The organism is Rhizobium sp. L1K21, assembly GCF_024055895.1.
GTDB lineage: Bacteria > Pseudomonadota > Alphaproteobacteria > Rhizobiales > Rhizobiaceae > Ensifer_A.
Map to the genome: position 1 here is coordinate 63427 of NZ_JAMXLE010000005.1, position 25656 is coordinate 89082.

Below are 25656 nucleotides of genomic sequence, written 5' to 3' on the forward strand. Positions count from 1 at the left end.
TTGGAGCTTGTCATGGGCCTCGCACAATATTCAGACGACGGACTGTTTGCGCCGCAGAAGATTGCGGACGCCTTTCACACGACCATTGCAGATGTGGCGCGCACGGCGGGTTTGGGCAAGGATGCCGTTCAGCGCAAGGATCGCCTGCGCTCGAGCAAGACACAGAAGCGCCTGCGCGAAATGATTGAGATCATCAACAAGGTGCAGCCGCGTTTTGGCTCCGAGCTGATCGCCTATGCGTGGTACCGCTCCGAGCCCCTGTCCGGCTTTTCCGGCCAGACGGCGATGCAGCTCGTGACCGGCGGACGGGCAGGCGATGTGCTCGACTACATTGATGCGGTTGATGCAGGCGTTTATGCCTGATGCATTTTCGCGGCAAACTCTATCGCGCGCTGAACCCCGTCTATGCGCGCGAACCACTTTCCGGCAAGGGGGCTGCGCTTTACGGCGGGCGCTTTAATCCCAAGGGAACGCCTGCGCTTTATACCGCACTCTCTGTGATGACCGCCATTCGTGAATCCAACCAGATCGGCCATCTTCAGCCAACAACGCTGGTGTCCTACGAAGCCGACATGGAAAATATCTTCGACAGTCGGGACGAGGCTGCATTGGACGCCCATCAGTTCAGCACCGCGCAATTGGCCGCCGAGGACTGGCGCGAGCGCATGCTGCTAGACGGCGAAGCGCCGATCCAGACATTTGCACGCAGGTTGATGGATGCCGGCTATCACGGTCTTCTGGTCAGAAGCTTTGCCCGCGGGGCCAAGCCCGACGACCTCAATATGGTCCTGTGGAAATGGAGCGCAGACGCACCGCATCGGCTGAGATTGATTGACGATGATGGGCGACTGCTGCGCTGAACGTCACACCAATAACGGCATTTTTGACGTTGGCCGCGCTGGCCTATTCGCCTGGCCCTTACCGCCGCAGATCCTGCAACACCTCGCCCACATTTTCCCAAGCCGGTTTTTCCGGCGCGAAGCGCGCCCGCAGGTAAGCTGTCAATTCGCCGATCTGCTTGTCATCATAGAGCTTGCCGAAGGCCGGCATGGCCATAAGGGAAGCGCCCTCTCGACCGGTCTTGGCGGCAAGGATGGCGGGCGCTTCATGACCATTCAGGATCGCCTGCAGCACATTGTTCGGCGAGGCGCTGTGCAGGTTGGAATTGAGCGCCAGCGATGTGAGGTCTGAATTTTCTCCGTGACAGCTTGCACAAGCCCCTTCGAAAATGCGGGCACCGCGCGGCGCAGTGACAAGCGCGCTGTCGCGGGCAGCCATCGAGGCTTCAAGCGCATCGGCTGCCCTCGCTTCCACCGCAGTTTCCCTGCCCTCAGCAAGATAGGTTGCCATCGCGCGGATATCGCTGTCAGGCAGCGCGGTGAAGGATTCGACAACCTCCGCCATCGGTCCACCGGCGGGGCCGTGGTGGGGCGAATGGCCATAGCGCAGATAGGCATAAAGCGCGTCCGCATCCCAGCCTGCCGGGCTCATCGAAGCTGTCGTCAGGGCAGGTGCCTCCCAGCCATCGGCGTAACCGCCTGCCAGATGCTGAGCCCCATCAAGCTCTGCCTGCAGCGCATTGCGCGGGCTGTGGCAGGCCGAACAGTGGCCAAGCGTTTCCACGAGATAGGCACCGCGATTCCACTCCGCAGATTTCGCTGCAACCGGGGTGAAGGTTTCGCTCTTGGCAAACATCGCATTCCACGCCGACATCAGCCAGCGTTGGTTGAAGGGGAAGGCGAGCTCTGTCTTGGCGACCGGCTTTGCCACCGCCTGCCCGCTCATCATATAGGCATAAAGCGCCTGCAGATCAGCATCGCTTGCACCGGCAAATGATGTGTAAGGATGGGCCGGGTAAAGGTGGTGGCCGTCGCGGCTGATGCCTTTGCGCATGGCCCGCTCAAAAGCGGGATAGGACCAATTGCCGATGCCGTTTTCGGGATCAGGCGAAATATTGGATGCAACGATATTGCCGAAGGGCGTTTCGAAAATGCGCCCGCCCCCAAAGGCCGTTCCATCGCTGCCCACATGGCAGACATTGCAGGCACCGGCTGCGGCCACCAGCCTGCCCTGCTCGATCGTTTGCGCCGAAAAGACGCCGCTGTCAGGCCGCGCAATGGTGGGGATGGCGGGTTTGATGGGGCTGAGCAACGCCAAGCCGCCGGCAGCCAATGCACCGAGACCGAGACCTGAGAGACCCGCGATCAGGCTTTTGCGCTTGGCCGGCTTGGGCTCTGTCGGCCTGGTTTCTTCTTCCGGCTCCCGCTCGTTCAACGCCGCCAAGACACGCTCGGGCGTCAACGGCAGTTCGCGGAAACGAATGCCGATGGCGTCATAGACCGCATTGCAGATGGCTGCGGCACTCGGCACAGATGCGCTTTCGCCTACGCCTAGCGGCGGCTCGTCAGGTCGCGGAATGAGCAGCGTTTCGATGGTCGGCAATTCGGGAAATTGCAGGATCGGATAAGTACCCCAATCCTTCGACGTGACCGCTGTTGGCGAAAACTCCACGCTTTCCTTCAGCGTACGGCTGATCGATTGCACCACATTGCCGTGGATCTGATGGCGCACCCCGTCGGGGTTGATCATCAGGCCGCTGTCCTGACCCGCCACCACACGCATGATGCCGATTTCGCCGGTCTTCTTATTGACGGCCACCTCTGTCGCCCAGGCTGCCCAGGCCGCCGCAGTGCCGGGAAACTTGCCGTGCACATAAACGGCATAGGCAAAGCCGCGACCATAGGCGATATCGCCTTCCGAGCCCATCGAGCCCGGCAGACTGTGTTCCACCCAGCCGGATTTTTCAGCCACCTCGCGCACGAGATCGACGGCGCGGGGATCGGTGAGATAGCGCAGGCGGTATTCCACCGGATCGACGCCGGCGGCAGCCGCCAGCTCGTCGATAAAACATTCATGCGCAAAGGTGTTGGGCATGGCCGAAACGCCACGCAGCCAGGCTGCGCGGGCAAGCTGCGGCATGTCATGCACCGCCACCTTCATATTGGGGAAGCTGTAGGGCGGGATTGCCGTGCGGTCCCCCATGTCGAAGGTGATCGGAATGGCAGGCACGCGGCCCGTCAGCAGATTTGCCAGAAGCGGCGCGCCATTTGAGGGATAACAGGTATCGAACTGGTAGGCGGCAAGACCGCCCTCCGCGTCGAGACCGCCCTTCACGTCGATTACCTGTGCGGCACCTTTCGGTTCCCACTGGTGTTCCTGCTCGCGGGTGAGCTGCACGCGCACCGGCCGCCCCACAACGCGCGCCAGCAGAGCCGCATCGCCAGACACATCGTCGGCCCCGTTGCGGCCATAACAGCCGGCAGCTTCCAACCGCTCCACGGCAATATCATGCTCGGGCATCTTCATCAGCTGGGCAATATCGCGGCGCAACCAATGGGGGTTCTGCGTGCCGGACCAGACGGTGAGCTTGCCATCCTGATAATCGGCCACCGCGCAGGACGGACCGATGGAGCCATGCATCTGATAGGGCCACACATAGGTGGCCTCAAAGGTCTGCGCGGCACCTTCCAGCCCGCGTTCGATATCACCTTTCTCGCCAAGCTTGCGCTCTTCAGACGGGTTGTTGCGCAGCGCTTCTTCCGGCGTGTTGAGGTCTGGCCGCACTTGCGGTTCACGCCAGACGACCTCCAGCCGGTCAGCGGCCTTGATCGCCTGTTCCTCGCGCTCGGCGACAATGCCGATGAAATCGCCGATGATGACGACATCAACAATGCCCTCAATATCGGCGATGGACTGGCGCTTCACCTCAATCAGGCTCGTGCCATAGTGGTCACCGAAATCCCAGCCCGCATAGGGCGGGCGCACCAGGCGTGCATGCAGCATGCCGGGCAGGCGCACATCATGCACATAGGCCCACTGGCCCGAGGTCTTGGCAGCAATGTCGTTGCGCGGCACGGATTGGCCCACCAACCGATACTCAGAAACGGGCTTGACCCGTGCCTGCGGATCAAGCGCCAGAAGACACTTTTCGCCCGCCACCAGATCGCCATAGGTGACCGACCAGTTTTCACCATTGGTCGGGCGGATGATACCATCCTCAACTGCTAGCTCTTCAGGTTTCAATCCACGCTCAACGGCCAGCTTATTCAGCAGGTAATGCCGTGCCGTCGCCGCGGATTGACGCAGCGGAATAGCGGAAATCTGGATCGTTTCACTGGCAATCGTCGGCCCCTGATCCGGCACGGCATCGGTGGAGCCGAGCACCATGGTGACCGTATCGAAGGGAACATCGAGTTCTTCGGCGACGATCTGGGCAAGTGCGGTGCGAATGCCGGTGCCGAGATCCACATGACCGCAAAAGGCGGTGATGCCTGAAGGTTCGATAACGAGAAACAACTCGGCGTCAGGCGCAGCTGCCTGCGGATCACGCAGAACAAAAAGCCCCTCGCTTTTGGAGAGCCATTCGGCCTTTTTCGTGTCGCGAGGTGAGGTCATGCGGCTTGCTCCCTCTTTCTCCCCTTGGGGAGAAATGTCGCGCGCAGCGTGACAATGAGGGGTTCCCATTGCGATAGGTCACCTGGGGCAAATTTCGTCGCGTGATAAATGGGCGTTGTCAAACTTCTGTCGAGCGGAACCAATATTGTGGGCAACGCTTCTTTCTTTTCAGAGAGCTTGCGTGCACGACCGGTTGCCCAAGGTTTTCTAAGCCACGCCTGCGATCTTTCAGTCATGGAAATCCCTGTTTTCAACGCCAGAAGGAGAACCCCTCATCCGGCCTTCGGCCACCTTCTCCCCAAGGGGAGAAGAAAGGGGGCTCGCCCCCGCCATCATATCAGCTGCTTCGCGGGCGGCGGCGAGGATTTCCATGTGGGTGCCGCAGCGACAGAGGTGGTGGCGGAGCGCCTGTTTTATGTCGTCGTCGGATGGATTGGGGTTGGTGTTCAAAAGACCTGTCACCGCTATGATCATGCCGTTGATGCAATAGCCGCACTGGGCGGCATTATGCTTGACGAAAGCAGCTTGCACGGGGTTCGGGTTCTGCGGCGAACCTAGCCCTTCCAGCGTGGTGATTTCGGTCTTGCCGACAGCCTCCAGCGGCACCATGCAGGCGCGCACGGGCTTGCCATTGGCCAGCACGGCGCAGGCGCCACACTGGGCAAGCCCGCAGCCATATTTCGGGCCGTTCAGTTGAAGGTCGTTGCGCAGGATATAGAGAAGCGGGGTGTCGGGCTCGGCATGCACGCGCGATGCCTTGCCGTTGACTTGAATTTCAAATTCTCGCGCCATGTCCCCGATCCTTTCGCGCCAAGCTATCCTTTTGAAGCGGCGAGCCGCAAGCGGTTCGTTTCATCATCGTCAGGCCAGTTGTCCTGTCCGAGCGCAACGCCGAAATAGGACCTGGCTTCGTCTTGCGTATAACGTCCCAGCCGCACGTCTTCGGCGACCAGTGCCGGATCGCGCTTGTAGGGATCGCCATAGCCACCACCGCCCGGCGTACCGACACGCACGCGGTCACCGGCGCGCAGCGGAATATCCTGCGCCTTGGAGAGATGTTCGGGAACAATGGTCTGTCCGCCTTTGCGAATTTCCACCGAATTCGGTTTGCCATCGCGGCCACCCAATGCACCGGGAGGTCCAAAGCGGCCATGGTCCATCACAAAGCTCGCCGTTGCCTCGCCGCGCAGCAGTTCCACCTCGTAGTCAAGCCCAAAACCACCGCGATGGAGGCCCGCCCCACCGGAACCCTCGCGCAGCGCATAGCGGCGATAGAGAACCGGGAATTGCTGTTCCATGATTTCCACCGGCGGGGCCTTGGAAATACCGATGGTGGAGCAGCCGTTGGCCAGCCCGTCATGGTCGGCATTGCCGCCATAACCACCGCCAGAAATCTGGTACATGACATAGCCGCGCTCGCGCAGCGGATCATGGCCGCCGAGTGCGAAATTGCCGGATGAGCCAGCCGGTGCTGCGGTGACCCGATCCGGCAATGCCTCCACCAGCGCGGAGAAGACCGCTTCGGCAATGCGCTGGCTCACTTCAGCCGCGCAGCCGGAAACGGGTCGCGGATATTGCGCGTCAAGGAACGTACCCTCAGGCCTGATCACCTTCAGCGGCTCGAAAGCGCCCGCACTGATCGGCACATCGGGAAAGATGTGGCGCATGGCGAGATAGACAGACGAAAGCGTGGTGGCGAGCACCGAGTTCATCGGTCCCATGCAGGGCTTGGATGAACCCGTGAAGTCAAACTCCAGCTCGTCGTCGGTGGCCGTGATTTTCAGCCGGATTTCGAGTGGTTCATTAACGACGCCGTCGCTGTCGACATAGGCGACCGATGTATAGGTGCCGTTCGGGATGAGCTTGATATTGGCGCGCATCTGTTCTGCCGCGCGGGTGCGCAATTCGCTGATCGCCTCCTTCACCACATGGTCGCCGTACCGGTCGAGAATGCGGTTGAGCCGCTGCTCGCCCACCAGCAGAGCCGCGGCCTGCGCCTTCACATCACCGATACGCTGGTCGGCCACGCGAATGTTGGAACAGATGATGGCGTAAATCTCATCATCCAGCTTGCCTTCCTTGAAAAGCTTCACCGGCGGCAGGCGCAAACCTTCCTGCTCCACCGCTGTTGCGGAAGCCGAAAAGCCACCCGGAACCGCGCCACCCGTATCGGGCCAGTGGCCGGTATTGGACAGCCAGCAGAAGATTTCGCCGCGGCGATAAACGGGCATGGCAAAGCGCACATCCATCAGGTGCGTGCCGCCAAGATAGGGATCGTTGACGATGTAGATGTCACCCGGTTTGGGAGCGCGCGCCTTGCCGTCGCGGATCATCTCGATCAGCGTCCTGGTGGAATATTGCATCGTGCCGACAAAGACCGGCAGGCCCGTGGCACCTTGCGAAATCAGCGAGCCGTCAACGGCGGAATAGATGCCGTCAGACCGGTCATTGGCCTCTGCAATCACGGGGGAGAAGGCCGCGCGCGAAAAGGTCAGATCCATTTCATCGCAGACCTGCTGCAGGCCGGACTGGATAACGGTGAGCGTAATGGGGTCAATGGTCATTGGTTATGCTCCACTTTCTCCCCTTGGGGAGAAATGTCGCGCGCAGCGTGACAATGAGGGGTTTTTCCATAGAGGTCTCGTGAGAACCCCTCATCCGGCCTTTGGCCACCTTCTCCCCAAGGGGAGAAGTAAAGGATAATGGTCGCGCTCACTTCGCACCTCCCAAAACAATGATGATATTGCCGTCGTGATCCTGCTCTGCGCGGTCGCCTGGCTCGATGATGATGGTCGTGTCCATCTGTTCGACGATGGCCGGACCATCAATCGTTGCATCGGCTGGCAGATGATCGCGCCAGTAAATGGGCGTTTCGTGCCAACCGTCAAACCACACGCGCCGGCTTCCGGTCTTGGCATCTGCCAGCGTCGGCTTGCGCTCGGCGGCGTCGATCAACAGCGACAGATCGATTTCAGGACGGCGACCGATAACGGAGGTGTTGACGTTGACGAGGTTGGCGCGGATTTCAGGCAATTCCACCTGGAAACGGTCAAAATAGGCTTTCTCGAAACGCGACTGCAGGTCTTCAATGGTCGGCTTCGGGCCGGGCAAGGGAACGCGCAGCAAATGCGTCTGGCCGATGAACTGCATGTCGACAGAGTAGATTTCCTGCGTGGCGCTGAGCTTGATCTTTTCCTTGGCAATCAGGCGATGGCCTTCGGTGATCTGTTCGGCAAAGAGTGCATGCACCGTGTCAATATCAAGCATGTGCAGCGGGCGGTTCACGGTGTTGACGAAATCGTGGCGAAGATCGGCCACCACGCAACCCAGCGCATTGGTGATGCCGGGGCGCGATGGGGTCAGCACTTTCGGGATGCCAAGCTCGCGGGCAATGGCCGTGGAGTGAAGCGGGCCTGCCCCGCCAAAAGCAAAGAGCGCGAAGTCGCGCGGGTCTTCGCCAAGGCTGACGGAGACCATGCGCACAGCATCGGCCATGCGGGCATTGGCAATGCGGATAACTGCGGCGGCGGCCTGGGTGGCGTCGAGACCCAGCGGCTTGCCGAGCTTTTCTTCAAACACCTTGGCAATATCCTCAAGCGAGGGACCGCCTGGCACGGAATTGAGGCGCGCGGGGTTCAAACGGCCCAGCAACATATTGGCGTCGGAAATGGTGGGAAGCTCCCCTCCCCTGCCGTAGCAGATGGGACCGGGTGTTGCGCCCGCACTTTCCGGGCCGACTTGGAGAAGACCAGCTGCCGTGACCTTGGCAATCGACCCACCGCCGGCACCAACCGTGCGCACATCCACCATCGGAACGTGGATGGGCATGGCATATTCCACCTCGATTTCGGAGGAGACCGCCGGTTCGGCATTGCGGATGAGCGCCACATCTGTCGATGTGCCACCCATATCGTAGGTGATCAGGTTCTTGATATTGGCGCGGCGGCCGGTATAGGCCGCAGCCATTACGCCGGAGGCGGGACCGGACATCACTGTCTTCGCGGCCTCGACAGAAACGTGGCGGGCGGAGACCATGCCGCCATTGCCGTTCATGACCAGAATGTCGTGTTTAAAGCCACGCTCGGCCAGCGTGTCAGCCAGGCGCTCCACATAGCGGCGCAGCAGTGGCTGGACGGATGCATTGACGGCAGCGGTGACACCACGCTCGAATTCGCGGCTTTCAGACAACAGCGCGTGACCGATGGTGATATTGCCATTCGGCCAGAGATCGCGGGCAATCTCGGCGGCACGCAGTTCATGCGCAGGATTGGCATAGGAATGCAGGAAGTGGATGACGAGCGCTTCGCAATCGTCATCAATGAGCGTCTTGATGGCAGCGGCAAGTGCGGTTTCATCGAGCGGTGTGATTTCCTCGCCGAATGCGTTCATACGTTCCGGCACTTCCAAACGCAGATCGCGCGGAATGATCGGCTTGAACTCGCCTTTCATGCCATAGGCCTGCGGGCGCGTGCGGCGGCCAAGCTCCAGAATGTCGCGGAAGCCTTCGGTCGTGATCATGCCGGTGCGACAGAGGTTGCGCTCCAGCACCGCATTGGTGGTGGTGGTCGTGCCGTGAACAATCAGATCAAGTGCGGCAATATCAGCCTCGGCGGCATCCAGAGCGTTCAGCACACCGCCGGCCTGATTGTCGAGCGTGGTGGGAGTCTTTGCCAGCCGCACCGTGCGGTTTTCCGCGTCAAAAAGGACGAGATCGGTGAAGGTACCCCCAACATCGATACCCGCGACCTGGCTCTGTTCGACCGACATGCAGACTGCCCCCAATAAATTCATTCGTATACGAACATGCTATGAGGGCATTTCACTTTCGTCAAGCGACAAAAAGCACTGACATGAATGATAGACAGCCCCGGTCTCGACCCTAGAATACCGCGTTCCACGGATTGATCACCACCACGCCGGTCCCGTCAAAATCGCTGATGTTGCGCGTTACGATACTCAGATTATGAACAAGCGCGGTTGCCGCGATCAGCGCGTCGGCTTCGCTACGCCGATCAGGAACATGGAGCCCGGCGCAACGTGTCGCCACCGCGTCATCGATTGCAAGAATGCGGTCGGCGAATTGGGGCCGGACATGATTGTCCATCCATATCCGCAGCATTGCGCCCTGTTTTTCGTCGCGCCGCAGAACGCCAAGGATGCCACGCTCTATCTCAATGATGGTAATGACGGACACGAAAAATTGCGCTGACCTGTGCGCCTCGAACCAGCGCACAACGTTTGGATCGGCGCGCCCGTCCCCGAGTTTACGCAGTTCGGAGATGACGTTTGTATCAAGGAGATACGTCAAGAGAGGTCGATTTCGCGGGAAGCGATATGTACACGTTCCGGTGACAAATCGATTTCAGACAGGCCGCGCATGGAAAGCGCCTCGATGAGGGTTCGATTCTTGCCTGACATGCGTTCGAAATCGGCATAGGTCATCAAGACATGGGCCGGCTTGCCTCGGTCAGTAATGACCACCGGCCCGTTCTGCGCCGCCTTCTTTGCCTTGCTGACATCCTGGTTTAGATTCCGGCTGGTGAGCGTGGTGATCGCCATCATGCACCTCATGTAGGTATTTACCTACATTTAGCACGAGTGATCACCGTTGCAAAGCGGTTTGGACGCTGCAATCCTTGAGTGGCGGGTTCTGAACACCCGCCCCTCTTGCGCTCACGGTTTCAAGACAATCTTGCCCGCAACGCCGCGATCCATCAGCTTTTGCAAGACGTCAGGCGCTTCTGCGAGACTGTATTCACCGCCAATGAGCGGCTTGACCTTGCCGTCCATATACCAGCCGAAAAGTTCGCGCACATTCTCGGCATAAACGGACGGTTCATGGCGGGTGAATGAGCCCCAGAAGACCCCGACCAGCGAAAACTCTTTCACCAGCGCCAGGTTGACCGGAAGCTCCGGAATACGGCCAGCCGCAAAACCGATGACCAGGTAGCGGCCATTGCGCGCCATCAGCCGCACCATCGTATCAAATGCATCGCCGCCAACGGGATCGAAAATCACATCGACGCCGTTTTTGCCTGTGATTGCACGCACGTCGTCCTTGAGATTGTCGTAGCCGATCACGTGGTCGGCACCGGCTTCTTTTGCCGCCGCCTGCTTTTCAGCTGATGAGGCAATCGCAATCACCGTTGCGCCCATCGCCTTGCCGATCTGCACCGCAGCGATACCCGTAGCCCCCGCAGCACCGGCGACGAGGAGTGTTTCGCCGGGCTGCAGGTTGCCGCGCTGTTTCAGCGCGTGGTGCGAGGTGCCATAGCCGCACATGAGCGCGCAGGCGTCTGCCTCACTCATGCCGTCTGGCAGGGGCGCGCAGGCCATTTCAGGGTAGAGCCCCTTTTCAGCAAATGCGCCAAGCTGGTTGAGCGCTACGACGCGCATGCCGGGTTTCAGCTTTTTCACATCCGGGCCGACGCTCTCCACCACACCGGCCATTTCCATGCCGGGTGTGAAGGGCGTTTCCGGGCGCGCCTGATAAAGCCCCTGAACGAGCAGACCATCGGGGTAGTTGACCCCGATAGCTGATGCCTTGATGACCACGTTTGACCCGATTGCCTGCGGGTCTGCCACCTCGTCGAGTTTCAGGTTCGCGATCGGGCCATATTCATGGCAGACGACAGCCTTCATCAGATTTTCTCCTGCGTGTATTTGCGCAGTTCCTGGCGCGCGATCTGGCGGCGGTGCACCGCATCCGGGCCATCGGCAAAGCGCAGCGTGCGCAGGTTGGTCCAGGAGCGGGCAAGCGGCGTATCCTGGCTGATGCCCTGACCACCGTGCATCTGCATGGATTCATCCACCACTTTCAGCGCCATGCGGGGGGCTGCCACCTTGATCTGAGCGATCCAGTAAGCCGCTTCCTTCAGATTGCCCTTGTCGATCATCCAGGCCGCCTTCAGGCACAGCAGACGCACCATTTCGATTTCGATACGCGCTTCCGCGATAATGTCGAAATTGGCACCGAGTTTGGCGAGTGGCTTGCCGAAGGCTTCGCGGCGCAGCGAACGCTGGCACATGCGCTCCAGCGCAATTTCAGCATGGCCGATGGCACGCATTGTGTGGTGAATACGCCCGCCACCAAGACGACCTTGGGCAATTTCAAAGCCCCTCCCCTCTTCCAGAAGAAGGTTGGATGCGGGAACCCGCACGTTTTCAAAACGGATATGCATATGACCATGCGGTGCATCGTCGTCACCAAATACTTCCATGGCGCGCAGAATGGTGACACCGGGCGTACCGGCCGGTACGAGGATCATGGAATGCTGCTGGTGTGGTCCGCGCTCTTCGCTCGGGCTTGCCACCATCGTGACATAGATCTTGCAGCGCTCATCGCCTGCCCCGGACGACCACCACTTTTCGCCGTTCAGGACGTACTCGTCGCCGTCGCGCACGCAGCTCATGGAGATGTTTGTTGCATCTGACGATGCCACATCAGGCTCGGTCATGAGGAAGGCAGATCGGATTTCGCCGTTCAACAGCGGCTTCAGCCACTTCTCCTTGTGCTCGGGCGAACCATAGCGCTCCAGCACTTCCATATTGCCGGTATCAGGTGCTGCGCAATTGAAGACTTCCGCCGCCAGATGCGACTTACCCATCTCTTCGGCCAGATAGGCATATTCAACCGTGTTGAGGCCATAGCCGTTTTCGGAATTGGTAAGCCAGAAGTTCCACAGTCCGCGTTCTTTCGCCTTGGCCTTCAAGCCTTCCAAAATCTCTTTCTGGCGTTCGGTCAGCTTGAAACGGTTGCCGCCTTCCGCCTTGCCGATCTCGGACAGGAATTCTTCATCAAGTGGCATGATCTCGTTTCGGATCATTTCGGTCACGGCTGCATGGATAGGCTTCAGGCGTTCCGTCATGCCAAGCGGCATGTTGTCTGCGCCAGTAATGGCATTGTTCATTTCGATTTCCTCCTTGGTCCGCAGCAACGGTTTTGCCACCGCCCTCCTTGCTGCAGATAAAAAATTCAAAAACGCTCTTTACGGCGCGTCGAAATATGAACATCCTACCGGGTATGTTGTCAATCGTATCTTGAAGAATGCGTGTGATGACTATGGGAGGAAAACAAAATGACGGGATCTGAAAACCCGAACCCGCACGCCCTGGATCGCCAGGCGCTTGAGGGTGAATTGGCGAATGCAATTGCCGGCTTTGGCCGGCTTCTGAACGTCGAAAAGTTTTCTGGCGGACAATCCAACCCCACCTACCGGCTCAAGGCAGAAGGCGGCGATTTCGTGCTGCGTGCCAAGCCGCCGGGCAAGCTTCTGGCATCAGCGCACCAGGTGGACCGCGAATATCGGGTCATGAAAGCGCTGGCCGACACCGACGTGCCGGTGCCGGAAATGCTCTATCTTTCCGGCGAGGACAGTTCCATCGGACGGATGTTCTTTGTCATGCGGTTTGTTGAGGGGCGCATTATCTGGGACCCGGTGGTGCCGGACGTTTCAAACGAAGAGCGCGCCGGGCTCTACGACAATATGAACAAGACGCTCGCCGCACTACACAGCGTGGATGTGGACGCGGTCGGACTTGGCGACTATGGCAAGCCGGGCAGCTATTTCGAACGCCAGATCAACCGGTGGGCCAAGCAATACCGCGCCAGCGAAATCGACAAGATTGAGGACATGGACTGGCTGATCGACTGGCTGGAAAAACATGATTCCGGCGATGACGGGCAGGTGTCGCTGGTACACGGCGACTTCCGCATCGACAACATGATCTTCGCCAATGACGATGTGAATGTGCTTGCCATTCTGGATTGGGAACTTTCCACACTCGGTCATCCGCTGGCCGATCTCGCCTATCAGTGCATGCATTGGCGCTTGCCGCACAAGGGCAGTTTTCGCGGCCTTGGCGGTGTGGACCGGGCAAGCCTCGGCCTGCCTTCGGAGGCCGATTATGTGCGCGACTATTGCAGCCGTCGCGGGATCGACAAACCATCCAATTGGGTCTTTGCGCTTGCCTTTTCCTTCTTCCGTGCTGCTGCCATCGTGCAGGGCGTGGTGAAGCGGGCAGCGGACGGCAATGCCTCCAATCCGGAAAAGGCCCGCGCGCTGGCCGACGCCGTGCCGCTGATGGCGCGCATGGCCCGCGATCTTGTGAACAAGGGAGAATGACATTCATGGGTATGTTTGAAAGTTTGACGGTGCTTTTGACCGGCGCAACGGGCGGCTTCGGCAAGGAAGCGGCAAGGCGCTTTTATGCGGAAGGGGCCAATCTGGTTCTCTCCGATTTGCGTGATGAACCGCTGAAGGCCTTTGCCGGCGAATTTGATTCCGCGCGCGTCGCCACATTGGCGGGCTCAGTCGATCAGGAGAGCGTGGCTGCTGACCAGGTGGCATTGGCCGTCGAGCGTTTTGGCCGTCTGGATGTTGCGATCAACAATGCCGGTGTTGCAAATGCGATGAAAAAGCTGCCGGAGATTTCGGCAGAAGAAGCTCGCCACGTGATCGACATCGACCTGATGGGTGTTTTCTACGCGCTGAAGCATCAGCTGCCCGTGATGGAAAAACAGTTCCGCGAAACGGGCAGGGGCGGCAGCATCGTCAATGTTGCGTCCGCAGCAGGCGTGAGCGGTGCGCCGGGAATTTCCGTTTATGCAGCAGCCAAACACGGCGTTGTTGGCCTCACCAAGGCAGCGGCTCTCGAATATGTGCGCCGGGGCATCCGCGTCAACGCACTCTGCCCGGCCTTCTCGCGCACCCCCATGGTCATGACCATGCTGGAACGTGATATGGCTGCAACGGGGGCTTCAATGGCTGAAGTGGAGGCCAATCTGACACGCGGCATTCCGGCACGACGTCTCGGAGAGGTCTCCGAAATCGTCGAAGCCCTGATCTTCGCAGCCTCACCGGCCAATGGATTCTACACCGGCCAGACGGTTCAGGTCGACGGTGGCATGACCGCGATCTGAGCAAGATCTTCTGCCGGTTAATGACACCGGCAAGCGGTAAAAATGTAAACTGAAAAGGGCGCCGCAACGGGCGCCCTGATTGTTTGTTGACCGGTTCTGAAAGTCAGTTGACAGCTGTCAACACGGTGTCCAGCGCCTTGCGCGTGATGGACACCAAATGCGCCACTTCAGCGTGGCTGATGATGAGGGGAGGGGAGGCGAGCATGCGATCCCCCGTCGCGCGCAAAATCAAACCGTCAGCCAGAGCGGCGTCGCGCACCATGGAGCCCAGCTTGTCGCCATTTTCAAACCGGCGGCGCGTTGCCTTGTCGGCGGCCAGCTGAAGCCCGGCAATCAGCCCAACGCTTTCGGCCTCACCCACAAGCGGATGATCTTCGAGGGTCTTCCATCCGGCATGGAACGCCGGTCCGATATCGTCATGGACTCGGGCGACCAGATTTTCCTCTTCAATGATCTTGATGTTTTCCAATGCGGCTGCAGCGGCCACGGGATGACCTGAATAGGTATAGCCGTGATTGAACTCACCCACGTGTTTGGTCAGAACATCGGCCACACGATCAGAAATCAAGACGCCGCCGATCGGCAGGTAGCCGGAAGAGAGCCCTTTGGCGATTGGCGCCATATCCGGCTCGACACCAAAATGCTGATAACCAAACCAGGTTCCAAGCCGTCCGAAGCCACAGATCACTTCATCGGAAATCAGAAGGATGTTGCGTGCTTTGCAGATACGGGCAATTTCAGGCCAATAGGTTGAAGGCGGAATAATCACGCCGCCCGCCCCTTGAATGGGTTCAGCGACAAAGGCGGCAACATTGTCCTCGCCCAGTTCGTCAATCTTGGCTTCCAGCTCGCGCGCCCGCAGGAGACCGAATTCGTCCGGCGTCATATCACCACCTTCGCCATACCAGTAAGGCTGGTTGATGTGATGGATTCCCTCAATGGGCAATCCGCCCTGCGCGTGCATGGGCTTCATGCCGCCGAGCGAAGCGCCCGCCACGGTCGATCCATGATAGCCATTACGGCGCGCAATCACGGCCGTCTTTTGTGGCTTGCCGAGCGCTGCCCAATAGGTGCGCGCAAGCCGGAACCATGTGTCGGTTGCTTCCGAACCGGAGTTTGTAAAGAAGACATGGTTCATGTGCGGGCCGGCGTGTTCGGTTACCTTCTGGGCAAGCAGTGCGGCGGGCGTGTTGGTTGTGCCAAAGAAGGAATTATAATAGGGCAGCTCATTCATCTGCTGCGTGACGGCGCGCGTGATGCGCTCGCGGCCATAACCGACATTCACACACCAAAGCCCCGCAAATCCATCCAGATAATGTTTGCCATTGCTGTCCGTGACATAAACGCCTTTGGCGCTGGTCATGACACGGACACCCTTTTCCTTCAATTCGCCTGCATTGTTGAACGGATGGATGTGGTGGGCGGTATCGATCTGCGAAATGTTGGAATATTGATGTTCGTTCATGGTTCCGACTCTGTTGCTCAATGCCGGAACAATGGAACCGAAAGCACATTTTTGCAAGGAAGAGGGAAGGGCGTTGACAGCTGTCAACCGCGGAAAGACCGACACTGTGGAAGACGAAAAACAGCTTGGCGTAAACGCGAAAGAAGATACGCTGCCAGAGAAGACTGCTGCACGACCAGATAGCAAAGACAATATGGCTGTTTCTGCAGTGACGGACTTTAAAGTCCTGTTAAAGTCCGCTTAACACTTCATTTACCAAAAATTCAATGCCTTGGATTTCGCTTGCAAAGCGAATGGCCGGGCCCCTCCCGCGCCAAATAGGGGCAGGGGAGGGGCCTTGGATCAATATCCACTCATCTCATGTTCCTGAAATGCCAGGGACGGCTTCGGTTTTTTGCCGAGAATATGAGCAAGCACATCGTTCATCGTCGCACGGTCATTATCAAAGCCGCCATGTACCTTGCTGTCGGTGCGCGAACTGTCACGGCCAGCAAAGAAAATCTTGTGCGTGGCAGAGGAGGGGAGGCCATCACAGAATTTTTCCATGCCCAGCAGCGGCTCGTGTTTGCTCTCTTCAAATGCGTTGGACACAAGATAGAGCAGAGACTTCCCATAGGTGCCAACGGTATCGTCCAATTCACGGCTATCGATCAGATTATACTGCCAGAGGCTTTTGATATCTGCAGAAGCGCCGCCTTTGAGCCGCGGCAGGTAAGCTGCCTTGAAAAAATCAAGCGTGCATGCCGGTGCCATGAGGCTCAGACTTTCGATTCGATCGTCGGAGGCTGCAATGCTTTTCCAGTTTTTCAGCATCTCTCCGAGCAGGATCGAACCTGCACTGTGGCCAACGCAGTGGATGGCAAGCGGTTTTTTGCGCTTCTGGTTCTGCGCCAGAATCTCCTTCAGGCTTCGCAGACCAGCCGCATTTTTCGCAAAGGCGCGCTCCGCATCAAACTTCATCTGCCGCCAGATACGCTTGCCCAGCCCACCGGCGAGCTGTTCGAAAAGCAGGTCGTTCAACTCGCCGAAGGAAAAGCCCACCCGCGCTTCGCTCTTGCTGAAGGCTTCCTTGAAGATGTCGCCCAGTTCTTCATTGAAGCCCGTCTCCCACATGAAGTGAAAGGGATAGATACGATTGCGTTTGAAAATCTCCTTCATGGCCTTGATGCGCCGGGCCGACGCATTGGAGCTGTTGAGACCGCCATGCGCGTAGATCATCAGGTGATCGTATTTCGGCGCATCCTTCTGGCCATCGGCGGCCAGATATTTTGCGGTTTCGCTGATGTTTTCAAAGCTCGTGGCATAGGTGCCTTTCTCCACGAACTGCCCGTCATCCACGTGCACGAAGTGACCGAGAATATCCAAGCGGCGCGGCGCGGGCAGGGTGATCTTTGCGGATGTCGCACTGTCGATATTGGCGCCGGTATGCGTCAGGTCAAAGGATTTCGGCGTCGGAACCGCCAGCCGCAGCGCCCAGGCATCCATGACGTTCTCAGCCCAGTCCTCATAGGACCAATGGGCAATGCCGGGGCATTGCTGAAAGCCGCCCCAGGAGAGGCCCCACGAATTCTGGATCAGAAACCCTTCGCTGTCGTAACCCACAATCATGAAGGCATGACCGCCTTCGGTGAAATTGCTCCTCTGGATGATCCCCTTCTTCGGCTTGCTCCAGCCGCGATGGACACTGGCAGACACAACAATTGCGCCAACCTCATTGAGCGCAGCATGATAATCAATGATCTGCGGGCGCAGACGATAATAGGCACCGAGGCCTATGTTGCGCGCATCCTTTGCCTGCGCCACCGCCAGGGTCCAGTTTTTCGTATTGGGATCGTAGGGCGCCAGCGTATCGCTGCAGACACCATTGTGGAAAAACCCTTTGATCGCCCCACGAATGCTCGATCCATCGTAATCATTACCCGGCCACTCGTCATGCAGCTTGGCCATCTCATAGAGCATGCGCGGACTGACATTGTGTTCGGGCGTAGGGAGGTTCTGGCGCACACTGGCGCGACGGCGCAGAAGATTGATCGCACCCGCCAGAGCAAAGCCGGTGCATGCACCTTCCGTTCCCTGATCGAGAATAGGCGAATCCTGCGGGGCAGGGGGATCCATCTTCATGAGCAACTCAAGAAGGGCAGGCTCGTACATTCGATCCCTGATATCGGGAAAATCCCCATGTGCATTCAAGACACGGGTCGAATCCGATGTCGTGATCGTCTTGTCCGAGCCGAGATTTTCCACTGAACGTATTGCCATTTCCCCCTCCATTTTGTCTTACCAGAAAGCCGCGAACGGATGCGTTCGCCCACCGCGCGAACCTTCAACCGCCCAGGTCTGTTGCATTTGCTTTTGATGGTGAATTCGGTCGCTAAATAGAAAAGCCGGACCCGCGTAGGGCAGGGCGGCTTTCGAATGCTGTGAAATAAAAGGGCGGCGCTCCGCCGTGCAGCGACCAGCGCACGAAATCAGGTTCGACGCAGCGCCTGGCAGCCTTCCCGCCAACGCGGGTTTGGCCTCGGCGAACAGCCGGAAACCACCCAGCAACCTCACTGAACAGAAACGTCCGTAACCTGCCATTTTGCATCCCCCAGGCGAATGACAAATTGACTATCTCTTTTGTAAAAATCGAATGCGGAAAAGGAGATGCCGGGAAACAGCACATGCAGCGCCAACGCGCCCAAAATAGTATAGTTTAAATAATGCAACTTATGCTTTTATTTGTCAAATCCTGTGCGACCGGAGCCGTCTGCCGACAAGGCAAGTCCAGCATGGTAGGGTCACCTTCTGTGCGACGATCCTGAACCAAAAGCTGCCAAGTTCACCTGCTTAATTGCAAAATCTATCTTATGGAACTTTTGCTCCGTACCAAAAGCGCTAGCCGTGACTGTGCCGGTGATGGAGATCTGGATAGTGCGGATGTTTGTGGCGCAGCGGTTCGTGGCGATGCAGGTGGGAATGTGGCTCGGTTACCGGTCCGTCATGCGCATGCTGGTGGTGTTCATCGTGGGTGTGGACATGTTCATGCTCCATCGCGTCATGACTGTGCCAATGGTCGTGCTGTTCGCGCAGATGCAGCCAAAGGCCAAAACCCATCAGCAAACCCGCAATGACAAATTGAAGGGTCAGCGTTTCATCGAACATGACAAGCGAAAGCGCTGCACCGATGAAAGGTGCGAGCGAAAAGTAAGCGCCGGTGCGCGCCGTGCCGAGATAGCGCAAACCCAGCATAAACATGACCAGACTGACGCCGATGCCCAGAAAACCCACCAATGCGCCGGAGAAAATGAGACCCGCCGACGGCATGGCGGCGCCTGCGACCCATGCAAGCGCAAAATTCGAAATGCCAGCCACGAGACCCTTGATCATCGCAATCTGCACGGGATCGGCTGAGGAGAGCTTGCGGGTTAGATTGTTGTCGATACCCCAGCAGAGACAGGCCAGCGCGATCAGAAGACCACCGGCATCAAGCTGCAAAGCCTGTCCGTTCCAGGACAGCAGAACTGCGCCGCACAGAATGGCCGCAGCACCCAGAAGAAGCCACCGGTCCACATGTTCGCGAAAAACGATCCAGGCAATTGCCATCGTCGCCAGACCCTCGAGATTGAGCAGAAGCGAACCCGATGCGGCAGTGGTCAGCGACAGGCCGAACATGAGAAAGAGCGGCCCCAGCATGCCGCCGAACAAAACCACGGCAGCAAGCCAAGGCAGGTCGGCGCGCTGTAACGGCGCCTCGGAATTTTCAAGGCGAAAGAGCTGGCGTCCCCAATGAACGGCTGCAAGCCCTACCCCGGCACCGACATAGAGAATGCCAGCCAGAAGCCAGGGATCGACATAGCCTATCAGCAACTTTGAGACCGGTGTTGATGCACCGAACAAAACCGCAGCGCCCAAGGCAAGCGGCACACCGGGCAAACGCTGTGCGTGATGATCAGTCTTATTCATTCGGCCATCATTTCAGCAATGACGGGTTCCGCAAGGGTTAAAAACCACTTTTGATTCTTTTGAACCGATTTGATTTCGACCTTCGACTTGCACCCCGCCCGCCAATACGATATGAAACATGAGTCATCAGTCATATTATGTCTGAAATTTTGCAAGGGAGGGCAAAATGAAGAAGTTTTTGGCGGCGCTGGCGCTTAGCCTCGCATTGCCTGCGGCAGGGCACGCAGAAATCAAGATCGCACATGTCTACGGCAAGACCGGACCTTTGGAGGCTTATGCCAAGCAGGGGCATATTGGCCTTATGCTCGGCCTAGAATATGCCACCGGCGGAACGATGGAAATCAACGGCGAGAAGATCGTCGTGGAGGAAAAGGACACACAGCTTAAACCCGAGCTTGGCCGCGCACTGCTGGCCGAGGCCTATGGCGACGACGATGTGGACATTGCTGTCGGCGCGGTCTCGTCCGCGGTGACACTCGCCATGCTGCCGGTCGCTCAGGAATATGAAAAGATCCTGTTGGTCGATGGTTCGGTTGCCGACTCGATTACCGGCGAGGCATGGAACCGCTATATCTTCCGCTCCGCACGCAACTCGTCACAGGATGCGATTTCCAATGCCGTGGCCATTGGCAAGGAAGGCGTGACGATTGCCACGCTCGCACAGGATTATGCCTTTGGCCGTGACGGCGTGGCCGCTTTTAAAGAAGCACTAGAGAAGACGCCTGCCAAGCTGGTGCATGAAGAGTTCGTTCCCAGTGACACGACCGACTTCACCGCTGCAGGCGAGCGCATCTTCAATGCGTTGAAGGATGCGCCGGGCCGCAAGATCGTTTTCATCATCTGGGCGGGTGCCGGCAATCCGCTGGGTGCGCTTGATGCGCTGGATCCTGGCCGCTACGGTATCGAACTTTCCACCGGCGGCAATATTCTGGCCGCGCTGAAAGCCTATAAGGCATTCCCCGGCATGGAGGGCGCGACCTACTACTATTATGAAAACCCGAAGAACGAGGTGAACGACTGGCTGGTGAAGGAACATCAGGCCCGCTACAATTCACCACCCGACTTCTTCACTGCTGGCGGCATGGCCGCAGGTATCGCCATTGTTGAGGCGATCAAGAAAGCCGGCTCCACCGATACCGAAGATCTGATCAAGGCCATGGAAGGCATGGAGTGGCAGACCCCGAAGGGCAAGATGGTGTTCCGACCGGAAGATCACCAGGCGCTGCAATCCATGTATCACTTCAAGATCAAGGTGGATGACAATGTGGAATGGGCCATCCCCGAGCTCGTCGAAGAGCTGAAGATCGAGGATATGGACATTCCGATCCGCAACAAGAAGTGATCGTTTTCCTGACACCCGGAACGGGGTGCGCTCTGCCCCCGTTCCGGACTTTTCTTCAAAACAGGAAACGGGACTATGGCAGGCGACAACATCACGCTTGAAACGCGCGGTTTGACGATCCGCTTTGGCGGCCACACCGCCGTGGACAAGGTCTCATGTGCCTTCTCACGCGGCGTTCTGACAGCCATCGTCGGACCAAACGGGGCCGGCAAAACCACCTATTTCAACCTGATCTCCGGTCAGCTGAAAGCCAGCGAAGGCACGGTGATCCTGAATGGCCGCGACATCACCGGACTGCCGGCGTCGCAACGTACAGCACTTGGGCTTGGCCGCGCCTTCCAGCTCACCAATCTTTTTCCAAGCCTCAGCGTTTTTGAAAATGTGCGGCTTGTGGTGCAGGCGCGAGAGAAGAAAGGCTTTGACGTCTTCTCGCTCGCCCGCAGCCATTCTGAACTGGCTGACGAGGCCAACGCCATTCTCAAACGCGTTCATCTTGCCGAGCTTGCCGACTATCAGGTGTCCGGTCTATCGCATGGCGATCAGCGCAAGCTGGAAGTCGCCCTTATGCTGGCAATGAAACCGGCGGTATTCATGTTCGATGAACCGACCGCCGGCATGAGCATGGACGAGGCGCCGGTGATCCTCGATCTGATTGCCGAGATCAAGGAACAGGAACACGCAACCATTCTTCTGGTGGAACACAAGATGGACGTGATCCGCACACTGGCCGACCGCATCATCGTGTTGCACAACGGGGCACTCGCCGCCGATGGCGAGCCGGCAGAGGTGATGAAATCGGCCGTGGTGCAGGAGGCCTATCTGGGCCGGGAGATTGCCGATGTCTGAACCGCTTCTCACACTCGAAGGCGTGCATACGCATATTGCCCAATATCACATCTTGCAGGGCGTGAACCTCGACGTCCCCAAAGGCGGCGTCACCATGCTGCTCGGCCGCAACGGTGCTGGCAAAACCACAACATTGCGCACCATCATGGGCCTCTGGCAGGCAAGCCAGGGCAAGATCACCTTCGATGGGCAGGATATCACCCGGCTTTCGACGCCGGATATCTCCCGCCTCGGCATATCCATCGTGCCGGAAAACATGGGTATTTTCTCCGGCCTCACGGTGGAGGAAAACATGCGCCTTGCCGTGCTCTCCGGCAAAATCGCCGATGACCGGCTCGACTGGATATTTTCAGCCTTTCCGCCGCTGCGCACCTTCTGGAAATATCCGGCGGGCAACTTGTCAGGCGGGCAGAAGCAGATGCTGTCGGTCGCTCGTGCGGTGGCGGAAGAACGCCGCCTTTATCTCATCGACGAACCGTCCAAGGGCCTTGCGCCCGCCATCGTGTCCTCGCTTGCCAAGGCAATCAAGGACTTAAAGCGCGATGGCGCGACCGTCCTTCTCGTGGAACAGAACTTCTCCTTTGCCAAAGCGCTTGGGGATACGGTGTCGGTGATGGATGACGGGCATATCGTGCATTCCGGCTCCATGGCGGAATTGGCGCAGGATCAGAACCTGCAGACCCGTTTCATGGGTCTTTCAATGGAGACAGCGTGATGACCGCACATTCGCTCGCCCCCGAACACAAGCCGAAAATGGAAGCGCCAAGCATCAAGCAGCTGGCCTCCAGACATGCGCCCCTTCTGTTGACCATCGCACTGATCATCGCCGGTTATTTTGCCGTTGGCTCGGCGCAGACCTGGCTCACCCTCACGGTCGCCGGGCTTGCCATGGGCATGATGATTTTCATCATGGCCTCCGGCGTCACCATTGTCTTCGGGCTGATGGACATCATCAATTTCGGCCATGGCGCGTTTATTTCCATCGGCGCATTCGTGGGTGCGAGCACGCTTGCCGCCATGGGCGGTTTTGCCGGGGCAGACAATATCGGCCTCAACCTCATCGCCATGGGCGCGGCAATTTTGACGGCCATTGTGGCCACAGCGCTGATCGGCTGGCTGTTCGAGCGGCTGATCGTTGCCCCCGTCTATGGCAATCACCTCAGCCAGATCCTCACCACCATGGGCGGCCTGATCATTACCGAGCAGCTGATCCACGTTTTCTGGGGCCCGGATCAGATCTTCATGCCAAAGCCGGAGGCGCTGAAAGGGGCCATCGTGGTCTTTGGTGCGGCCATTGAAAAATACCGTATCTTCGCAGTCGGTGTCGGGCTTGTCCTCTTCGCCGCCATGATGTGGGTGATGGCAAAAACCCGGCTCGGTCTCATCGTGCGCGCAGGCGTTGAGAATCCGGAAATGGTGGAATCGCTCGGTTATCGCATCAAGCGGCTCTTCATCTATGTTTTCATGGCAGGTTCGGCACTTGCCGGTCTCGGCGGCGTCATGTGGGGCAGCTATCAGGAAATCGTCACCGCCAGCATCGGCTTCCAGAGCATGATTCTCGTTTTCATCGTGGTCATCATCGGCGGTCTCGGCTCGGTTGGCGGCTGCTTCATGGGCGCCCTCATGGTGGGGCTTTTGAACAATTACACCGCCTTTGCCGCGCCCAAGCTGGCGCTGGTGTCCAATATCGCGCTCATGGTCTGCATTCTCATGTGGCGTCCACAGGGCATGTATCCTGTGGTCAAGGCGAAGTGAGGTTCCACACAATGCTTTCACTCATTTCTCACGACACGCCGCGCAGCAAAATCCTGACCGTTATCCTGCTGGCCATCGGTATCGGTCTGCTTTTTGCGCCGTTCCTCTTTCCCGGCAGCCGCTCCATGGAAACGGCAGCACGCATCGCCGTCTTCATCGTGCTGGTGGCAAGCTACGATTTGATGCTGGGCTATGGCGGCATCGTCAGCTTTGCCCACACGATGTTTTTCGGTTTCGGCGCTTACGGAATTGCCATTGCCAGCGACACGCTGGGCCGCGGCTTCTCATCGCTTGCCATTGGCGCAATCGCCGGCATTCTGGTTTCGGCGGTCGCAGCCGTGCTGATCGGCCTCATTTCGCTTCGGGTGCGGGCAATCTTCTTTGCCATGATCACGCTCGCCATCGCCTCGGCCTTTGCCGTTCTGGTGAGCCAGCTTTCCACCATCACCGGCGGCGAGGATGGCATCAACTATCAGATCCCGCGGGAACTGACGCCCGCCTTCAAACTCATGTCGGCGAAGATTTTCGATGTGTCGGTCAACGGCAAACTGTTGAACTATTATCTCCTGTTCTTCTGCTCGGCCGGACTTTTTCTCATCATGCTGCGCATCGTGAATTCCCCCTTTGGCAGCGTCTTGAAGGCCATTCGCGAGAATGACTTTCGCGCCGAAGCCATCGGTTATCGCGTGGTGATCTACCGCACGGCGGTCACCTCCATTTCCGCGGCCATTGCGGCAGCCGCCGGCGCGCTCTATGCCATCTGGCTGCGCTATGTCGGTCCCGGTACTGCGCTTTCCACCGAAATCATGGTCGATATCCTGCTGATGGTGGTCATTGGCGGCATGGGCACCATGTGGGGCGCTGTGGTGGGGGCGACCGTGTTTGTGCTGGCGCAAAACTATCTCCAGCCGCTCATGCAGGTGGCCGTTGATGCGACCAAGCCCCTGCCCCTGATCCCGCAGCTGCTCGACCCCGACCGCTGGCTCCTGTGGCTTGGCCTGCTCTTCATCCTCAGCGTTTATTTCTTTCCCACCGGCATTGTCGGCAGGTTGCGCAAAAATGGCTGAGAGTGAGGGCAAGCCGCCCCTTGTCTTTCTGCATGGCTGGACGATGGAGGGACGCATTTTTGCCGATGTCATTACGCGGCTTGAAGACCGCTTCAGCTGCCACACGATGGACCTGCCCGGTCACGGAAAAGCCGATCAGCGTTACCCGCTGACCATCGAGGGCGCGGCAGAGCGCATTCGCGATTATTTGCTGGAAAATCGGATCGAACGTCCTGTGCTCGTCGCCTGGTCTCTTGGTGCCATGGCCGTGTGGAACCTGCTGCGCCGCTTTCCGGATTTGGACGCTGCAGGCCTTGCCGTCATCGACATGAGCCCGAAAATCGTCAACGATGACAGCTGGCATCTGGGAATGCGCCATTTCAATCGCGCCAAGAATGAACGCACGCTGATGCGCATGCGCGAAGACTGGCAGTCCTATTGCGTCCGCATCAATGAGAGCACCTTTGCAGCAGGCCATGCACCGCAGGCACAAACCCTCGATATTATGCGCAGGCAAAATCCGCAGGCCATGGCTGCGATGTGGCGCGCGCTTGCCAGCGCCGATGAACGCCAGACCATTTCGCAGCTTGCCTGCCCCATGCTGGTGATGAGCGGCGCGAAAAGCCGCGTCTATTCATCCGACACCGCTGTCTGGCTCGTGCAAAATGCACCCGCCGCAGAGCATGTCATCTTTCCGCAGTCTGGCCATGCCCCGCTTCTGGAAGAGAAGGAGCGCTTTTCCGACGTGCTGGCAGAGTGGGCTCTGCGCATCCGACCCTGAGTGTTTCAAGTCGAAATTCTGGAACAAAGCCTGCTGCGTCGCGTTGCCGGACGTAGCCCACTTGGCTTGCACTCAGTTTCATAGCACACTACATAAAAA

At 58.5% G+C, this 25656-nt stretch carries 23 protein-coding genes; 11 read left to right on the top strand and 12 right to left on the bottom strand.

The window, feature by feature from the left end; genetic code table 11:
• The first annotated feature begins 12 nt into the window (after positions 1–12).
• Together NHF56_RS18795 and NHF56_RS18800 are read left to right on the top strand one after the other, a co-directional pair.
• Complete coding sequence (locus NHF56_RS18795) at positions 13–363, top strand: antitoxin Xre/MbcA/ParS toxin-binding domain-containing protein (protein WP_252807455.1); 351 nt, start codon at positions 13–15, stop codon at positions 361–363.
• The gene (locus NHF56_RS18800) at positions 363–860 is read left to right on the top strand and encodes an RES family NAD+ phosphorylase (RefSeq protein WP_252807457.1); all 498 of its coding nucleotides are present in this window, start codon (positions 363–365) and stop codon (positions 858–860) included. The genes NHF56_RS18795 and NHF56_RS18800 overlap by 1 nt, the downstream gene beginning before the upstream one ends.
• A 58-nt stretch (positions 861–918) precedes the next feature.
• Here the strand turns inward: NHF56_RS18800 and NHF56_RS18805 are convergent, their stop codons facing one another.
• The 8 genes from NHF56_RS18805 to NHF56_RS18840 form a co-directional block, all read right to left on the bottom strand.
• Positions 919–4455, bottom strand: a complete 3537-nt coding sequence (locus tag NHF56_RS18805; protein WP_252807461.1) for a molybdopterin cofactor-binding domain-containing protein — start codon at positions 4453–4455, stop codon at positions 919–921.
• Between the two features lie 228 nt (positions 4456–4683).
• Positions 4684–5247 (bottom strand): (2Fe-2S)-binding protein, encoded by a 564-nt coding sequence (locus tag NHF56_RS18810; RefSeq protein WP_252807462.1) that lies wholly within the window; start codon positions 5245–5247, stop codon positions 4684–4686.
• Positions 5248–5270: 23 nt separating this feature from the next.
• A complete protein-coding gene (locus tag NHF56_RS18815; protein WP_252807463.1) occupies positions 5271–7019 on the bottom strand; it encodes a hydantoinase B/oxoprolinase family protein in 1749 nt (582 codons plus the stop codon).
• A 148-nt stretch (positions 7020–7167) separates the two neighbouring features.
• The gene (locus tag NHF56_RS18820) at positions 7168–9222 is read right to left on the bottom strand and encodes a hydantoinase/oxoprolinase family protein (RefSeq protein WP_252807465.1); all 2055 of its coding nucleotides are present in this window, start codon (positions 9220–9222) and stop codon (positions 7168–7170) included.
• A 112-nt stretch (positions 9223–9334) separates the two neighbouring features.
• Complete coding sequence (locus NHF56_RS18825; RefSeq protein ID WP_252807467.1) at positions 9335–9763, bottom strand: type II toxin-antitoxin system VapC family toxin; 429 nt, start codon at positions 9761–9763, stop codon at positions 9335–9337.
• Complete coding sequence (locus NHF56_RS18830) at positions 9760–10014, bottom strand: type II toxin-antitoxin system prevent-host-death family antitoxin (RefSeq protein WP_252807665.1); 255 nt, start codon at positions 10012–10014, stop codon at positions 9760–9762. Before NHF56_RS18830 ends, NHF56_RS18825 begins: the two co-directional genes overlap by 4 nt.
• A 114-nt stretch (positions 10015–10128) precedes the next feature.
• Positions 10129–11097 carry an NADPH:quinone oxidoreductase family protein gene (locus NHF56_RS18835; protein WP_252807469.1) on the bottom strand — a complete coding sequence of 323 codons (969 nt, stop codon included), beginning with the start codon at positions 11095–11097 and terminating at the stop codon, positions 10129–10131.
• On the bottom strand, positions 11097–12335 hold the full coding sequence (locus tag NHF56_RS18840) for an acyl-CoA dehydrogenase family protein (protein ID WP_252807666.1): 1239 nt from the start codon (positions 12333–12335) through the stop codon (positions 11097–11099). Before NHF56_RS18840 ends, NHF56_RS18835 begins: the two co-directional genes overlap by 1 nt.
• Positions 12336–12533: 198 nt before the next feature.
• Here NHF56_RS18840 and NHF56_RS18845 point away from each other — a divergent pair, with 198 nt between their 5' ends.
• Both NHF56_RS18845 and NHF56_RS18850 read left to right on the top strand, forming a co-directional pair.
• The gene (locus NHF56_RS18845; RefSeq protein ID WP_252807471.1) at positions 12534–13580 is read left to right on the top strand and encodes a phosphotransferase family protein; all 1047 of its coding nucleotides are present in this window, start codon (positions 12534–12536) and stop codon (positions 13578–13580) included.
• A 5-nt stretch (positions 13581–13585) separates the two neighbouring features.
• Positions 13586–14377, top strand: a complete 792-nt coding sequence (locus NHF56_RS18850) for an SDR family NAD(P)-dependent oxidoreductase (RefSeq protein ID WP_252807472.1) — start codon at positions 13586–13588, stop codon at positions 14375–14377.
• 103 nt (positions 14378–14480) lie between these two features.
• Here the strand turns inward: NHF56_RS18850 and NHF56_RS18855 are convergent, their stop codons facing one another.
• Positions 14481–15842, bottom strand: coding sequence for an aspartate aminotransferase family protein (locus tag NHF56_RS18855; protein ID WP_252807474.1), 1362 nt, complete (start codon positions 15840–15842; stop codon positions 14481–14483).
• Between NHF56_RS18855 and NHF56_RS18860 the strand changes: the two genes are divergently transcribed.
• On the top strand, positions 15841–16086 hold the full coding sequence (locus NHF56_RS18860) for a hypothetical protein (protein ID WP_252807476.1): 246 nt from the start codon (positions 15841–15843) through the stop codon (positions 16084–16086). The genes NHF56_RS18855 and NHF56_RS18860 overlap by 2 nt on opposite strands.
• Before the next feature lie 98 nt (positions 16087–16184).
• Here the strand turns inward: NHF56_RS18860 and NHF56_RS18865 are convergent, their stop codons facing one another.
• The 3 genes from NHF56_RS18865 to NHF56_RS18875 all read right to left on the bottom strand — a co-directional run bounded on the left by NHF56_RS18865 (position 16185) and on the right by NHF56_RS18875 (position 19787).
• Positions 16185–18101, bottom strand: a complete 1917-nt coding sequence (locus tag NHF56_RS18865; RefSeq protein ID WP_252807477.1) for a C1 family peptidase — start codon at positions 18099–18101, stop codon at positions 16185–16187.
• An 18-nt stretch (positions 18102–18119) separates the two neighbouring features.
• Complete coding sequence (locus NHF56_RS18870; protein ID WP_252807479.1) at positions 18120–18422, bottom strand: hypothetical protein; 303 nt, start codon at positions 18420–18422, stop codon at positions 18120–18122.
• 297 nt (positions 18423–18719) lie between these two features.
• Positions 18720–19787: a DMT family transporter gene (locus NHF56_RS18875; protein ID WP_252807481.1), complete on the bottom strand. Its 1068-nt coding sequence runs from the start codon at positions 19785–19787 to the stop codon at positions 18720–18722.
• Positions 19788–19953: 166 nt separating this feature from the next.
• Between NHF56_RS18875 and NHF56_RS18880 the strand changes: the two genes are divergently transcribed.
• The 6 genes from NHF56_RS18880 (at position 19954) to NHF56_RS18905 (ending at position 25557) form a co-directional block, all read left to right on the top strand.
• Positions 19954–21129, top strand: a complete 1176-nt coding sequence (locus NHF56_RS18880) for a substrate-binding domain-containing protein (RefSeq protein WP_252807483.1) — start codon at positions 19954–19956, stop codon at positions 21127–21129.
• A 75-nt stretch (positions 21130–21204) separates the two neighbouring features.
• On the top strand, positions 21205–21975 hold the full coding sequence (locus tag NHF56_RS18885; RefSeq protein ID WP_252807485.1) for an ABC transporter ATP-binding protein: 771 nt from the start codon (positions 21205–21207) through the stop codon (positions 21973–21975).
• Positions 21968–22690 (top strand): ABC transporter ATP-binding protein, encoded by a 723-nt coding sequence (locus NHF56_RS18890; RefSeq protein WP_252807488.1) that lies wholly within the window; start codon positions 21968–21970, stop codon positions 22688–22690. The genes NHF56_RS18885 and NHF56_RS18890 overlap by 8 nt, the downstream gene beginning before the upstream one ends.
• Positions 22690–23730 carry a branched-chain amino acid ABC transporter permease gene (locus tag NHF56_RS18895; RefSeq protein WP_252807490.1) on the top strand — a complete coding sequence of 347 codons (1041 nt, stop codon included), beginning with the start codon at positions 22690–22692 and terminating at the stop codon, positions 23728–23730. Before NHF56_RS18890 ends, NHF56_RS18895 begins: the two co-directional genes overlap by 1 nt.
• A gap of 11 nt (positions 23731–23741) precedes the next feature.
• Positions 23742–24797, top strand: coding sequence for a branched-chain amino acid ABC transporter permease (locus tag NHF56_RS18900; protein WP_252807492.1), 1056 nt, complete (start codon positions 23742–23744; stop codon positions 24795–24797).
• Positions 24790–25557, top strand: a complete 768-nt coding sequence (locus NHF56_RS18905) for an alpha/beta fold hydrolase (RefSeq protein WP_252807494.1) — start codon at positions 24790–24792, stop codon at positions 25555–25557. Before NHF56_RS18900 ends, NHF56_RS18905 begins: the two co-directional genes overlap by 8 nt.
• Positions 25558–25656 lie beyond the last annotated feature (99 nt).